Source organism: Aeromonas tecta, assembly GCF_000820185.1.
GTDB lineage: Bacteria > Pseudomonadota > Gammaproteobacteria > Enterobacterales > Aeromonadaceae > Aeromonas > Aeromonas tecta.
In genome coordinates this window covers 21,730-37,452 of the sequence record NZ_CDCA01000050.1, presented here as the reverse complement: position 1 = coordinate 37,452, position 15,723 = coordinate 21,730, and the positions used below count along the sequence as shown (strand labels likewise).

The 15,723-nt window shown below is 61.4% G+C and carries 5 protein-coding genes; 4 read left to right on the top strand and 1 reads right to left on the bottom strand.

What is annotated here, in order from left to right:
• Positions 1 to 14 precede the first annotated feature (14 nt).
• Positions 15 to 11,048 carry a retention module-containing protein gene (locus tag BN1137_RS21340; RefSeq protein ID WP_083443507.1) on the bottom strand — a complete coding sequence of 3,678 codons (11,034 nt, stop codon included), beginning with the start codon at positions 11,046 to 11,048 and terminating at the stop codon, positions 15 to 17.
• Positions 11,049 to 11,777: 729 nt separating this feature from the next.
• On the opposite strand from BN1137_RS21340, the gene nrfA reads away from it, so the two are divergent.
• The 4 genes from nrfA to nrfD all read left to right on the top strand — a co-directional run bounded on the left by nrfA (position 11,778) and on the right by nrfD (position 15,586).
• On the top strand, positions 11,778 to 13,220 hold the full coding sequence (gene nrfA, locus BN1137_RS21335; RefSeq protein ID WP_050720522.1) for an ammonia-forming nitrite reductase cytochrome c552 subunit: 1,443 nt from the start codon (positions 11,778 to 11,780) through the stop codon (positions 13,218 to 13,220).
• 48 nt (positions 13,221 to 13,268) lie between these two features.
• Positions 13,269 to 13,865, top strand: coding sequence for a cytochrome c nitrite reductase pentaheme subunit (nrfB, locus tag BN1137_RS21330; RefSeq protein WP_050720521.1), 597 nt, complete (start codon positions 13,269 to 13,271; stop codon positions 13,863 to 13,865).
• Positions 13,862 to 14,542 carry a cytochrome c nitrite reductase Fe-S protein gene (gene nrfC, locus BN1137_RS21325; protein WP_050720520.1) on the top strand — a complete coding sequence of 227 codons (681 nt, stop codon included), beginning with the start codon at positions 13,862 to 13,864 and terminating at the stop codon, positions 14,540 to 14,542. Before nrfB ends, nrfC begins: the two co-directional genes overlap by 4 nt.
• A gap of 90 nt (positions 14,543 to 14,632) precedes the next feature.
• A complete protein-coding gene (nrfD, locus tag BN1137_RS21320; protein WP_050720519.1) occupies positions 14,633 to 15,586 on the top strand; it encodes a cytochrome c nitrite reductase subunit NrfD in 954 nt (317 codons plus the stop codon).
• Positions 15,587 to 15,723 lie beyond the last annotated feature (137 nt).

Here is a 15,723-nt window from a genome sequence, read left to right as displayed (position 1 = left end):
TTCATCTCTCACCATCAGGGGTGTTCGATGATCAGGCTATTTTGATCCAGCAGGGACTGGAGGATGTCGTGGGAGGAGGAGCCGATACTCAGACTCCAGTCGCTCAGGTCCACGTCCTTCAGGGTTATCTGCTGGGTCACCTGACCATCCCCCGCCGGAGAGACCGACAGATTCACGTCGCTCAGGCCACCGTTACCGGAGGTGACAGAGGCAGACAGGTGGTTAAGCAGCCCGTCCACGCTGTTGTCGGTCACCCCCTGGAGCAGGTCCGCCAGATCGAGCTTGTCCCCCTGGGTCGGATTGAAGTCGGTGATGGTATCCAGAGCCGGTTGCCCGGTGGTGCCTTCATCACCGCTGCCCCACACGAAGAGATCGCTGCCCTCGCCACCGGTCAGGATGTCGTTGCCCTGACCGCCCAGGATCCTGTCATCACCACTTGAGCCAAACAGCCAGTCCGCACTGTCCGTACCGGTCAGGGTGTTGCCACTCTGGCTGTGGATATTGAGGGTCTCCTGGCTTGAACCCTGGGTATTGCCCCCCGCGCTCGACTCGGCGGTCAAGATCAGGGCGTGATCCCCCGTAGGCAGATCCTTGAGGTAGATGGGCACCGACTGATCCATGGGCAACAGCCAGTCGCTGCCATCGGCATGACCCACGCTCTGGCCGTGCTCGTCCACCACCTGGGCACCGCCCAGATTCTGGATCCGCACCGAGAGCTCACCCGGCGCCGGGTTGACCACGCTGGCGCTGAGGTTCAGCGGTACCCAGGCCCCTTGCAGGGCATGGATGTCGTGCGCCCCGAGGCTGAGCTGGGGATCATCGGCCTCGGCCGTGACGGTGATGCCAACGGTGGAGGTATCGGTCAGCGCACCACCCGCCCCCGTGTTGCCCTGATCCGAGGTGATGATGGTCAGGTTGTCCTGACCCCAGAAGTCCTTGGCCGGCTCATAGTGCAGGTTGCCGCTGATCAGCGCGTTGAGCTCTGCCAGGGATCCCACCAGGGTGATTTCATTGGTCCCCGTGCCCGTTGCCACGACGTTACCGCTCATGGTCCCGAGCAGGGTCAGCACGCCATGCTCGACCCGCAGCACCATGGACATGGGGGCACTGCCGGCGTCCACGTCCTTGACGCTGATGCCGGAGAGCGACAGTGCACCGTCTTCCTTCACCTGCATTGTGTCAGGCGCCTGGTTGACCGGGGCATCGTTGACCGCTTCCACCTCGATGGGCAGCACGTCGGTATCGCTCTGGGCGCCACCGTTGCCGGTACTGCCGTTGTCGTTGGTCACCATGGTCAGAGCATCCTGGCCATTGAAGTCCTGCTCGCCCTGATAGGTGACGCCGCCGTTTAGCAGCGCATTGATGGCATCCTGCGAGCCACTCAGCACCAGAGAGTCGGTGCCGTTGCCAGTGACTGTCACGCCGTTGCCTGCTACCAGGTTCAGGGTGCCATGCAGGACGGACAGGGTCACTGTGAGGGGACTGCTGCCCGCATCCACGTCGCTCACCTGCAAGCCGTGAATGACGAAGGGTTGATCCTCCTGCGCCACCTGGGGATCGCTTGGCAAGACGTTGACGGGCGCATCGTTGACCGGTTGCACCTCGATGGGCAGCACGTCTGTGTCGCTCAGCGCCCCGCCACTGCCTGTGTTGCCATTGTCATTGGTGACCATGGTCAGGTTGTCGCTGCCGTGGTAATCCGGGTTGCCCTGATAGGTCAGACCACCGTTTAACAAGGCGTTGATGGCATCCAGCGATCCGCTCAGCACCAGGGAGCCGGTGCCGTTACCCACCACTGTCACCCCGCTGCCTGCCGGAATATTGAGGGTGCCGTGCTCCACCGACAGGGTCACCTTCATGTCGCCGCTGCCCGCATCCACATCCTGCACCTGCAGGCCCTTGATGACGAAGGGCTGATCTTCCTGCGCCACCTGGGGATCCGTTGGCAAGACGTTGATAGGAGCATCGTTGACCGGGCTGATATCCACGTGAATGGTGCCGTTGACCTCGGGGCCGAGGGCGCCGTTGTCAAGGCTCTGGGCCGTAACTTTCAGATCCAGGGCGCCGTTGGCATCGTTGGTCACCAGTTCGATGGCACCCAGCTTGGTGCCATCCGTGGTGACCTGCCAGCGACCGTTGCCAAGATCCACCACAGTGCCATTGACCCCGTTTGGCAGACGGATTTGCGCGCCATCGGGGACCCCTTCGATGGTGACGCGCACCTGCTCGGGGCCATTCTCATGGACGTTGCCGGCGCTGCCGCCGGTGGCCTGGGTATCCCGGGTCTCCAGCCCCAGGTTCAGGGTGATCACATCCCCCTCGGTGCCGCTCGTTTTGTCCATGATGTCGGCGATGATCACATCCCCCACCGGGTTGACGGTGACGGTGAAGTTGCCACTGGTGCCGAGCGGTACGCTCAGACCATTGTCCAGGGTGTAAGCGGTCAGGGTCAGATCCACGCTGCCGCTGAAATCCGCCGGCGGGATCAGAGTCAGGGTGGAGAAATCGGTCCCCACGGGGATCTGCCAGACGCCGTTGCCGTTGTTGACCGCAGGGGCAGAGAGGGTGAAGCCATCCGGCACCCCAGTGATCTGCAGCCCCACTATTTTTTCGGAGCCGTCGGTGTCGACAAGCTCGGCGCCGAAGCCCCCCAGATTGACGCGGCCATCCTCGTCACCCTTCACATCGTGCACGATGATCTTGGCCGGATCGTTGACCGGTTTGACCTCGAAGCCCACCTGGCCGCTCCAGCTGCCGCGATCTGTACCCGTGGTGGCGGTATCCAGGATATCCACGGTCACATCGAGCGGCACCTGACCGCTGTAGTGCTCCTTGGGAATAAACACCAGATCCTTGAGGCCATTGGCATCCACCACCAGGGACTGGACGGGATTGCCATTGGCATCGAGGAAGTGACCGTACTTGGCATCGACGGTCACGGTTACCCGCTCCACCGTCTCGAGGCCGCCATTGGCCACAGAGGGGCTGATGTCCGCCAGCTTGACCGAGAGATCGAGGTGGATCTCGGTGTCTTCCAGGTTGTCCGGTTGGCCATCACCGTTCACATCTTTCACTTCCAACTGCAGGCTCGGCATGCCGTCGGCGCCGCCATTGACGTCAACCTCCGGGGTGATGGAGAGGCGGATGTCCTGATCCGCCGTCTTGGTGTCACCGCTCACGGTATCGGTATTGACCAGCCGCACATGCAGGCTGAGATCGTCGCCGGCATAGTCTTCCGGCAGGGTCAGGGTCAGGTTGTCGAGATCGCTCAGCCCATTGGGCAGTTTGATCAGGTACTCGCCGTTGACGAAGTCATAGGTCAGCCCCTGCACGCTGACGCCGGGGGGCAGGCCGGTGAGGACGATGCTGAGCTCGTCATCGCCGATATCCGCCGTGCCCAGGGTGATCATGCTCTTGAGCTGAGTACCGAAGTTGACACTGTGATCCTCCACTCCGGTGATGGGCTGGCTGTTATCCAGATCAACCGTGGCGGCCACCTGACCGGAATTGGTCGCGGCATGGAAGTCGGCGCTGGCATTCAAGTCCTTGCGCACGCTGGCACTCACATCCCCGTCGTCGCTGAGATCATGCACCTGGGCACTCACCTTGAAGGTCACCGTGCCGGTGAAGCCATCAGGCGAGCGCAAGGCATAACTGCCCAGGGCATCGTGAGGCACGGTCCAGTTGCCGTAGCCATCGTTGATCCCCCCGATCACCACGAAGCCGGGCGGCAGATCGCTGATGACCAGGTAGTCGATGGTCTCGACGCTGCTGGGGTCCAGATCCTGGAACACGAAGACTCCATCCAGCGGGATATCGTGCCCGTCCGGGCTCTCCAGTGCCCCGCCGGTCTGTACCAGATTGCCATCGGGTTCCACCACGGCCTGGATATCCACGTGCAGATTGCCGTTGATGACCTTGTCGACGACGACGCTGGAGTCCACGTCATGCTGAGTCACGGTCACATGGCTCTGGATATTGGTGTCTTTGTCGCTGTCCTCCGGGGCCCGCACCAGCAGTTGGCCGCCACTGAGCAGACTCTGCAGATCCGCATCGCTCAGGGTGACGCTGCCATCGCTCCCCAGCGTGAGCTGGTGAGTACCGTTGGCATCCTTGACCCAGATCTCGTAGCCAGGCTCGATGCCGGAGAGACTGAGGTGGGTCACCTTCTCGGCGCTGTCGCTCAAGTCGGGATGCCAGTTCAGCGTCACAAATTCGTCTTCCAGGCCATTACTGGTCTTGGCGTAGTCGCCGGCGTCGATGGCGGGTTCCACCTTGATGGTGAGCGGCACATCGAAGCTCTTGTGATCCCCGTCGTTCTCGGTCACCACCACGTGACCGACGAGGTGAATATCGGCAGTGCTGTTGGGCGGCGGCTGGATCTGCAGGTTGCCCAGATCCGACACATTGACCTGATAGATGGGCTTGCCGTTGGCATCCAGGCCGGCGAAGGTCAGGGTCAGCTCGTTGCCATTGCCATCGAACACCTTGGCCCCTTCCGGCAAGCCTTCCAGCACCAGGTTGAGGGTTTCGGAGTTATCGAGCGGAGTATCGACCTTCTCCCCCGACTCCAGTCTGAAATCGAGCGGTGCACGGCCATCTTCCGCGATGGTGATGCTGTAGCCATTGCCTTCCGGCGTCCAGCCCGTGCTGTCCAGGTTGAAGTGCGGCTCATCCACCACCCCGACCATGTCCACGTGCAGATTCTGGGAGCCGGTCTCCTTCTCGTTGACCACGGTATGGGTCTGACCATTGGCATCGGTCAGGGTGGCCGTATCTTTCACAACCCCCTTGATGGTGAGATCGAAGTCCACGTTGCTGTTTTTGGGCGGCTGCATCTGCAGCTCATTGATGCGATCGTAGGGCACCTCGTAATAACCGTTCGCATCCATGACAACCGCCACACCGCCGAGCAGCAGGGTGGCGCCGGCGGGCAGGCCGCTGATGCGCACAAACATCTGCTCCGAGCCGTCCGCAGTGTCTCCCAGATGGGCAAGCACTATCTTGCTGCCCAGATTCATCAGGGTGTCTTCCTTGCTCTGGATCTCGCGCACCGTCAGCTTGGCATCATCCGCCTGCGGGTTGACGTTGATCACCAGCTCTATGCTGTCGCCAAGCGCCTTGTCCTGGCCGCTCACCACAGGTGTCTTCTCGGTACTGACCGGGGTGATGGAGAGCTTGATGTCGCCGCTGTAGTCCTTGCCAGGCACCACTGTGATCTTGTTGATGTCACCGGCAGAGACGGTATAGACGCCGTTGGCATCGGGTTTGAGCTCTTGGCCGTTCAGGGTCAGGCTGCCCTGGCCGGATGCCCACTTGATCTGATAGCTCAGGGTCTCGGAGCCATCGAGATCCGTGAGGTTGGCCTGCACATTCAGGGCAACACCGTTGCCATCCTCATTGATGCTGTAGTGCTTGGCGGTGCTGGAATCCCATTCCGGCTTGTCGGCGATGCCTTGCACCGTGATGGCGAGATCCCCAGTCACCGGTGGCGGTGGCGTCCCTTCGGTCACCCCGACGTCGACCTGCACCTGGAAGTGCAGCGGCTGCTTGTTGTTGCTCCAGCTCGACCAGTCATCTGCCGGTACGAAGGTAAGACCCGATGTGCTGTAGTGAACGTTGTCGCTGGTCACCATGGCAGCCGGTGGCACGATGAACCACTTGCCATCGGCCGTGGTGGTGAGCGCCACCCCGTTGTAGTAGAAGGTGCCATGAGCATTGGCAGGCGCCTGGATCAGCAGTTGATCCACATGCTCGCCCCGGTCAAAGTCACCGATATCGAGCTGCATGTTGATGGGAATGCCCTGGCTCGGATCCTGCGCCCCCTGATCTTCCTGTCCGGTCGCGGCATTCACGGTGAAGCGCACCGCCTCGTCTTCCATATTGAGGGTCAGGGTGCTCTCGGCGGTGTCGCCGTCACCGTCCACAATCTGGGCGGTGATGACCTGGCTCAGGCTGGCGGCATCGTGATCGAAGCCGGGCCTCGGGGTAAAGCTGTAGTTGCCGTCCTCACCTATGGTCAGGGAGCCCATCACCTGCTTGCCATCCGGGCTCATCACGTCCAGGGTCAAGCTGCCGTTGAAAGCATGAACCTGACCATTGACGGTGACCGAGACGACTCTGGCGCCATCGGCCCCCTCGTTGGCGGGGGGCAGCAGATCGCCGTTCACGCTGCTGCCGGTCTCGTTCAGGGTATGGGCCAGGCTGGTACCAATCGGCATGTCATCCTGCACATGCACTTCGACCGTCACATTGGGGCTGCGGTCCCCGTCGTGGTCTGTCACGTACAGGGGTATCTCGATGCCGAGCTCATCCTTGCCCTGGGCACCGTGATCGAGCTGGCCTACCAAATGGAAGCTGTAGCTGCCGTTGACGTCGAGGTGGATCCAGAACACCGGCTTGCCATCCGCCGTGCTCGCCAGATACCAGCCCGGATTGCTGTGGGCGGCCAGGGTCACCTCTTTGCCACCTGAGGTGAGGTGGTTCGCCTGGTTGAAGGCCGCCACATCGAGTTCAAGAGAAGCAACCCGGTCCGAGCCGGCACTGATGGTCACCTTGCCACCTGCCGCCTCCCCATTTTCGGTCGGGGTGGTGCCGGGGTGCTGGGTATTGCTCGCATCCAGATCCGCCTCTTCGACCCGCACGGACTCGATGTTCGAGATCAGCGGATCGGCGGCATCTTTGATCACCACGTTGGTATTACCGTTGATCACAGAGCCGTCGCTGTCGGTTACCTGCACCGGCAGGGTCAGGTTGAGATTGTTATCCGCCCCATGATCCAGGTTGGTGTGCACCGTCACCTGATAATCCAGAGTCGCATCTGTGTGCGCCTCTATGCGACCCGGCACGCTCGGCAGGGTGACCGTCAGCACCAGGGTGCCGCTCGCGGTCATGGCCTGGAAGATGTGGCCGTTGCTGCCCGGCACCTCTTTCCAGGTGAGCGTTTCACCGTTGTGGGTGATGGGGTTGCCGCTCGCATCCAATACCTTGCCTGCGAGGGTCAGCCGCACATCCACCACGGGATCGGAATCCGCCTTGATGGTGAGTTTTCCTGTGGCCTGCTGATCATCGGCGGTCTGGCTGCTGCCGGCGCCGTCGAAGCGCCCTTCGTTCAAGGTCACGCCAGTCAGGGAAATGGTCGGGTTGTTCCCCTCGCCGATGCTGACGTTGAGGGTGCCGCCGGTGCTGTCGTTGTTGCCGGCCCCCTTGTCGCTATCGATCACATTGATTTGGAACGGCAGATCCGTGCTGGTGCTGCCGTTCTCCTGGTGCACCCCTTCATACAGGGTCACCTTGTAGTCGAAACCGTTGCTGGCGGCATTATCCAGGCTGCCACTGATCTCGACTTCCAAGACCTCGACGCGCTGGCCGTCGACCATCACGTAGCCCTTGAGGATCTGGTTGCCCGGGATGCTGGGATCCCCGTCGACCAGCTCATAGATAACGCTCTGGCCCAGGGCGGTCAGCTTGGGCTGCTGACTTATGTCGGCGAACGACACCTCGCTCACCCGATCCGAGCCCGCATTGACTTCGAAATGGCCTGTGCCGGTCAGGGTGTTGCCGCCGTTGAGATCCCCCTCATCCAGGCTCACCCCGCTGCCCGCCACAAAGCCGGGCGCATTGCCATCCTTGATGACCAGCGGCAGGTCGGTGGAGACGCTGTCCCCGTCCTTGTCGGTCAGGGTCACGGTCAGCGGCAGGTCCAGAGACTCGTTGCCCTGATGATCCAGCTCACCGCTCAAGGTCACCTTAGCGGTGACGCTCCAGTTACCGTTGTTGTCGACCAATTCCAGCTCGGCGCGCAGCACCTCACGGCCGTCGGCCGTGGTGCCCACCAGTTCGCCGTTGGCATCCAGGGTGAAGGTCACCGGGCTGCCGTGACTGCTGTATTTGCCGTCCAGGCTCTGCTGGATGGCCGCAATATCAAACTTGAGACTACTCTGCTCGAGGGCATCGGAGCCATGGCTCACGGTGAAGCTCATGTGGCTAACCACATCCTTCGCCCCTTGGTTGGCCTCGGTCATCTCGGTACCGGTCACGGCGCTGATCACCGGATTGGCCCCATCACCGATGGCGACGCTCAGGGAAGAAGAGACTTTGTCACCATCGCTGTCGGTCAGGGTGAAGCCCGCCTTGAGCAGGTTGTCGGCACTGCCCTGATCCAGCGGCTGGTTGAGGGTAAAGACGTAGTGGCCCTGCTGATCCAGGGTCAGGGTGAAAATATTCTGCCCGTTGACGGTGCCGCTGATGCTGTTGCCGCTGACGCTGATAACTACCGGCTGGCCGCCGCTGGTGAGACCTTGCAGGCCGGGCTGATTGGCATCGAAGCTGATGTTGGCAAGAGGGTCGCTGCCCACGGTGATATTGAGATCCCCGGAGAGGCTTTGCCCTGCGCTCCAGTCGCTGTCTTCCACCAGATCCAGCGTGACCGCATCCACGCTTGGCAAGGCACCGTCGGTGATGGCGATATTGAGGGTACCGAGGTTGCTCTGATCCCCGTCAAAATCGGTGCCCTGTACCTGCAGCCCCAGGTTGACGCTGTTGCTGGTGAGCGGCTGATCCAGCACGCCGTCCAGTTGCAGGTGGTATTTACCGTCGAGATCCAAAGTGACAGTCAAAATGACCTTGCCACCGGCATCTAGCAGTGTGATCTGATTGCCGTTGACCTGATAAGTAGTGGCTTTACCGCCACTGGTCAGGCCCTCGAGGCCGGGTTGGCTCGCCTCGAAATTGAGGGACACCAGGCGATCGCTGCCCACATTGACCGGCAGCTGGCCATCCAGAGACTGGCTGGCGCCCCCTTCCTGCAGGCTGATGCCGCTGTCGATGCCAAGGTTGGGATCCACACCGTCGTTGATGGAGACCACCAGATCGGCGCGGGTCTCATCGCCGTCGATCTCCTTGGCCGACACGGAGAGCCCCAGCGAGAGTTCATCATTGCCCTGATGATCCAGCGGCCCATTGAGGGTGACGGTGACGGTGCCGTTGATATCGCTGCCGGCCTGGCTGGCATTGAGCTCGGCCTTGATCACCTCGACGCGATTGCCCTGATCATCGATGTAATAACCGGTGAGCAGGCGATCGCCGCTGAATTCGAAGCTCAGCACATGACCGTCGCTGCTAAGCCCACTGCCGTTGAGACGGGCCAGGGTATTGGCCTGATCTGCGAAGGCGACAGAGTCCGCCAGCAAGGGATCGGACTGGTGGCCCACCACGAAGTGGCTCTGGCCCACCACGACCCCTTGATTTGTGAACGCATCCTCGGTGAGGGTGATGGGTGAGAGAGTGAAGTCAGGGGGCGTGCTGTCCACCAGGTTGACGTTGAGATTGGCGTGAACCAGATCCCCGTCGCTGTCGCGATACTCCAGGGAGAACGGCAGATTCAGGTTGTCCTGGCCGTGATCCAGGCTCTGGTTCCAGACGATCTGATAACTGCCGTCATTGGAGAGCGTCAGGGTGAAGACGGTGATGCCGCCGGCACTGGCGGTGAGGGTCTGGCCATTTATCTGATAGCTGAGCGCCGAGCCGTGGCTGCTGAGGCCGAGCTGCTCGAGGGCACTCTGATCGGCGGCGAAGCTCACCTGCAGGTTGCCATCCAGTCCGGCGCCGGTATGCAGGGAGCCAGTCGCACTGACCGGGCCCTTGGCCAGATCCGCTTCAGACAGGGTCAGCACATCGCTCTGGCCGATGAGGGGGGCCCCGTCGATCACCCGGTTACCCGCGAGATCGGTCACCTCGGCACGCACCTCATAGGGGCCCGAGAGGGTGGAGAGATCCAGGCCACTGAGCTGCCAGCGACCATCGCTGCCCACCAGGGCCGTGCCGCTGTAGAGGGTCTGGCCATTCTGACCGATGAGGGTGATGGTGACGCTCTGGCCCGCTTCCACCTGGGTAGTGGTGCCGCTCAGGGTGACATTGTCATGACCCAGAACCTTGTTGGTATCGAGATCGTCGATGTCAATGCTGGCCTTTGTATCGACGGTGACGGTCAGGGTGTCGCTGGCACGGTTGCCGGCGATGTCCACCGAGTCGACCCGAAAATCATAGGCCCCGTCTGCCATGTCGCTCGGGATCTGGTATTGCCAGTTGCCATTGCCATCGACGGTGAGCACCGCCAGCACGGCGCCACCCAGGCTCAGGGTCACGGTGGCACCGGGCTCTCCCTTGCCTTGCAGCAGCGGCGTGGTGTCGCGGGTCAGGTCATCCACCTGGCTGGCGCCGGTGTCGCTCTCATCGGCCAAGTCGAGCGTGATGGTGGTGATGGTGTCGAGCAGGGTCTCGCCAATGTCGCTGGCCCGGTTGCCGGCGGCGTCCTGAGTATCGGCCTGAATGGTCAAGGGGCCATCCACCAGCTTGCCGGTGACATCGCCAAAGTTCGCCTCCCAGACGAAGCCGGGCAGCACCACTGTGGTCATGGTCAGACTGTTGCCATTCTGATCCGTCAGGGTCACGGTCACCGTCTGGCCCACTTCGACGTCTTCTACCGTCCCGCGGATGATGACGCCGGTCGCCTCGTCGGCGTTGATGATGTTGTCGAGGGTCTGGGGCTCGGTGATGGTGATCTCGGCGACTTGATCCTGATCTTCCACATAGGGATCTTCATTGCCCTGGGGGAGTGTCTGGTGGTCGGTATCAAAGCCGGCCTCCACCACGGTGAAGTCGTTGTTGAGATCCACCACCACGAAGCCGCCGGCACTGGAGCCGACCACACCGCCCGCGGTACCGGCGGCGTCATTACCGGCCGCGGTCTCTTCAAACAAGGCCGTCGGGTCGGCGCCCTGACGGATGGCCTCTTGCAGGCTGGCCAGCTCGGGATCAAGCGCATCGCCCTGATCTGCCTGTGCCAGCATTATCTGGTTCGGATCATGGGTCTCATCGGTCGAGTCGGCCAGTTCGAATCGCCCGTTGGATTCGGCGAGCAGGCGCTCGCCAGATTGCAGCTGCATGCCCACCGCGGCGCGGCGCAAGGAGCCTTCGGCATCCATGACAAACACTGTTCCTTCCAATTGAGTGATAAGGGTCGGTTTCTCGATTCGCAACTCAGCCATACATCCTCCAACGCATAAACACAGGCCACCCAGAAGACTGGAGCAAAGGGTGACCGCCGTGATAGGCGACTATTTTACCGCCTCAGCCACAATAGATCCCTTCGACATTTTCGAAAATATCGAAAGGAAATACGGCAAAACATCCTATTTAATTCAGTAAAACGATGTCATTTCGCCAAAAGTACCGTAGATAACTTCATTTGCTGTTTATCAGGGCTGAATATGCCCCTCTTGGCACCCATTTATACGACAACTCCTGACATCAATGCCAAGCAAAGGTAGCATTCCATTATTTCAACAGGGTGGCCCTGCCACCTCTGAACAGCACAAATAATGAATTAAAATTCAAACTTGATTCCGGCAAGGGTATGTCGACGTCGTTATCACCCCCTCGCCTCGGCCATCTGACACTGGTCCCCTCCCAGGCCGCCATCACCATGGCATCAACCTGGCTATGTGTACTAACACCCCAGCATCGCTAAAGAATTCAACCTGGATCCCATTTCTGGCATTTGACGGCATGGCCAATTGATCTAGCGCAAGTGCGCCGGGGATTAATCATTATCCATTTTACCCATTTGGTATTATCCCCTCGAGCAACCGTATAAAAAGCATGGTTTATGCATTTATAACAATTAATCGACCTGCCATGCCCATCGACGATGAGCACAGATGTCCACACAGCAAGATGGAACGGTCAGGTCTGGCAATGACATTATCTGGGGAGTGATGACCGTGGGTTCACGCAACAAACTATTCAGGCCGGGCCTCAGCGCCCTGCTGCTGACCAGCCTGCTGAGCATCGGCGGCTGGGCACAGGCCGATGAGGCCCAAGCCAGCCACAAGGTCGAGGCGCGCAACGATCTGTTCGCCAAGGATCATGCCGACCAATTTAGTAGCTGGGAATCGACCAGCGAGAGCAAGGAGCGCACCGACGCCCTGGCAGAAGATCCGCAGATGGTGGTGCTCTGGGCGGGCTACCCCTTCTCCAAAGATTACAACAAGCCGCGCGGCCACTTCTACGCCCTGACCGACGTGCGCGAGAGCCTGCGTACCGGCGCCCCCAAGACCGCAGAGGATGGTCCCCTGCCCATGGCCTGCTGGAGCTGCAAGGGGCCGGACGTTGCCCGGGTCATCGATGAACGGGGCGAGGACGGCTACTTCAAGGGGATGTGGGCCAAGGGTGGCCCCGAGATAGTCAACACCATCGGCTGCGCCGACTGCCATGACACCGCCTCGAAAGAGTTCAAGGAGGGCAAGCCTGCCCTGCATCTCTCCCGCCCCTATGCGGACCGCGCCATGACCGCCATCGGCAAGCCGTTCAAGGAGCAGGGCCGCTTCGATCAACAATCCCAGGTGTGCGGTCAGTGCCATGTGGAGTACTACTTCAACGGCCCCACCAAGGCGGTGAAATTCCCCTGGGACAAGGGCACCCGCGTCGAACAGATGGAAGAGTACTACGACGAGATTGGCTTCTCCGACTGGGTACATGCCCTCTCCAAGACCCCCATGCTCAAGGCCCAGCACCCCGAGTACGAAACCTGGCGCGCCGGTATTCACGGCCAGAACAACGTCGCCTGTGTCGACTGCCACATGCCCAAGGTGCAAAACGAGCAGGGCAAGGTCTACACGGATCACAAGGTCGGCAACCCGTTTGATCGCTTCGAGCAGACCTGCCGCAACTGTCACACCCAGAGCAAGGAGATGCTGCAAGACATCGTCCATCAACGCAAAGAGGCGATCACCGAGATCAAGCTCAAGGTCGAGAAGCAGCTGGTGCACGCCCACTTCGAAGCCAAGGCGGCCTGGGATGCCGGCGCCACCGAAGCCGAGATGAAAGACATCCTGCAAGACATCCGTCACGCCCAATGGCGCTGGGACTTCTCCATCGCCTCCCACGGGGTGCAGGCCCACGCGCCGGAAGTGGCCTTGAGAATGCTGGGCAGCGCCCTGGACAAGGCGGCCGATGCGCGCACCAAGCTCGCTCGCTTGCTGGCCGCCAAGGGGATCAGCCACGAGATCGCCATTCCTGACATCTCCAGCAAGGAGAAGGCCCAGGCCGCCCTTGGCATGGACATGAAACAGATGAATGCCGACAAGGCCCAGTTCCTCAAGACCACAGTCCCTGCCTGGGAAGCCGAGGCCAAAGCGGCCGGACGACTGGCGCAGTAATGGATGCGGGCGGGCACCGCGCGTGCCCGCCACGGATGGAGGCTTCCTATGGGTGATTTAACGATGGATTTCTTACGACTGATGCTGATGGCAGCCATGCTGCTGACCAGCCTGCAGGGCCAGGCCGCCGAGTCGGCAACGACCCCCGCTGCCGCGCCGGCCATGCATGATGTTGAGTTCTTGCGCAGCGCCGACAAGGCCTGTACCGACTGCCACAAGGAGCAGACGGACGGCATGCACGGCAAGCATGCCAAGGCGACCAACCCCAACAACCTGGCCCCGGTGACCTGTACCAACTGCCACGGTCTCCCCTCTCCCCAGCACCGGGAAGGGGTCAAGGACGTGATGCGTTTCAGTGACAGCTTCAACCAGCCGCAAGGCAAGGATGGCTATCCCATCGCCGAGCAGAACAGCGTCTGCATGAGCTGCCATGAGCCCAAGCCCCTGCGCGAAGCGCTTTGGGCCCACGATGTACACATGACCAAACTCAGCTGCACCAGCTGCCACCAGCTGCACCCGGCCAAGGAGCCCATGGTGGGGATCCCGGAAACATCCCGCATCAAGCTGTGCGTCGACTGTCACAGCAAGCAACACGACGCCAAGCTGGCCAACCCGCAGGCCGGCGTGAGCAAGGAGGCGCCATGAGCTGCTCTCGCCGTGAATTTTTGGCGGGGATGAGCGCGGGGGCCCTCATCATGATGACGGGCCCGGTACGCGCCGGCACCGGCGTCCTCGCCCACAGCCAGACCATCGACGGGGTGCGTTACGGCATGCTGCACGACGAGACGGCCTGCATCGGCTGCACCGCCTGCATGGATGCCTGTCGGGACGTCAACAAGGTGCCGGAGGGGGTCTCGCGTCTCGAGATCCTGCGCACCGGCCCTATAGGCACATTTCCCGATGCCGAGTACCACTTCTTTCGCAAGTCCTGCCAGCACTGCGACAACGCCCCTTGCGTCCACGTCTGCCCGACCGGCGCCTCCCATAGACGCGCCGAGGATGGCATCGTCGATGTGAATCCGGACTTGTGCGTCGGCTGCATGTACTGCCTCGCTGCCTGCCCCTATCAGGTGCGCTTCATCAACCCGGTCACCCGGGTGGCCGACAAGTGCGATTTTTGCCGCAAGACCAATCTGGCTCAGGGCAAACAGCCGGCCTGTGTCGAGTCCTGCCCCACCAAGGCGCTGGTATTCGGCAATCTGGATGACCCACAGAGCCCCATCGCCCAGCGGCTGGTCAAGGAGACCACCTACCGCTACAAGCAGGCGCTTGGCACCTCGCCCAAGCTGTATCGCGTGCCCAAAGGGGAGATCAAATCATGACGATGCAAGCGGCATTTTTCTTCCTCACCCTGGTGCGGGGACCTGTCCCATCGCCATCTACCCTGGCAGTAATGCATGGAGGGACTGACCATGTGGCATGACGCATTTCACTTCCCTTCCCTTGTCTGGGACTGGCCCATCGCGATTTACCTGTTCCTGCTTGGCATCTCAGCCGGGGCCACCGCCCTGTCGGTGCTGCTGCGCAGGCAAGGCGCCGGCAGCGAGAGCGGCATCATCAAGGCGACCGCCATCCTGGCGCCGCTGTGCGTGATCGTGGGCCTGTTGATCCTCATCTTCCACCTGGCCCGCCCCTGGACCTTCTGGAAGCTGATGTTCAACTACCAGTTCGACTCCGTGATGTCGATGGGGGTCATGCTGTTCCAGATCTATATGGCGGTGCTGCTTGCCTGGTTGGCGGTGGTGTTTAGGACTGAGGTTGAGGCGCTGCGCCGGAAGCTGCTTGGCGACAAGCTGGCCTTTGTGGATGGACTCATCGGCCTGCTGGCCAGATTCGAGTCACTGCTGGCACCGCTGCTGTTGCTGCTGGCGGTACTGCTCGGCGCCTACACCGGCTTTCTGCTCTCGGCGCTAAAGACCTATCCGCTCCTGAACAACCCGGTGCTGCCGGTGCTGTTTCTGGTGTCCGGCATCGGCTCTGGCATCGCGGCCACCAGCCTGCTGGCGGTGACCCTGTTTAAAGAGAGCCATCACAGCCAGGGAGTGAGCTTCGTGCACCGCCTCGAGCGGCCGATACTGGCGGTGGAAGTACTGCTGCTGGTCTGCTTCTTCACCGGCCTCTATTTTGGCGGCGGTCAGAAGGAGGTGGCCATGTGGGCGGCCATCGGCAGCGGCTTCTGGGCACAGGTGTTCTGGCTCGGGGTGGTCGGTATCGGCATGCTACTGCCTCAGCTGCTGGCGACCCTGACACCGGCGCCACTGCGGGAAAAACCTGCCCATCTGGTGCTGCTGTGCAGCCTGAGCCTGCTGGGCATACTGCTGCTGCGCTACTTTGTGCTCTACGCCGGTCAGATGACGGTGGCATAACGCTGCCCTCACAAGCGCCAGCCGCCTTGAGGCGACTGGCGCTTGTTTGTTATTGAAGCCGTGGTTTTTCTGGCCATACCCCCCCTGCGGCGCCAAGTCGCGGCGGGTGTGGCATGGCGGGACTGGATGTTGGAGGT

Coding starts and splice junctions, on each gene's coding strand:
- BN1137_RS21340 (WP_083443507.1), bottom strand. CDS start 11,048: ATGGCTGAGTTGCGAATCGAGAAACCGACCCTTATCACTCAATTGGAA.
- nrfA (WP_050720522.1), top strand. CDS start 11,778: ATGACCGTGGGTTCACGCAACAAACTATTCAGGCCGGGCCTCAGCGCC.
- nrfB (WP_050720521.1), top strand. CDS start 13,269: ATGGGTGATTTAACGATGGATTTCTTACGACTGATGCTGATGGCAGCC.
- nrfC (WP_050720520.1), top strand. CDS start 13,862: ATGAGCTGCTCTCGCCGTGAATTTTTGGCGGGGATGAGCGCGGGGGCC.
- nrfD (WP_050720519.1), top strand. CDS start 14,633: ATGTGGCATGACGCATTTCACTTCCCTTCCCTTGTCTGGGACTGGCCC.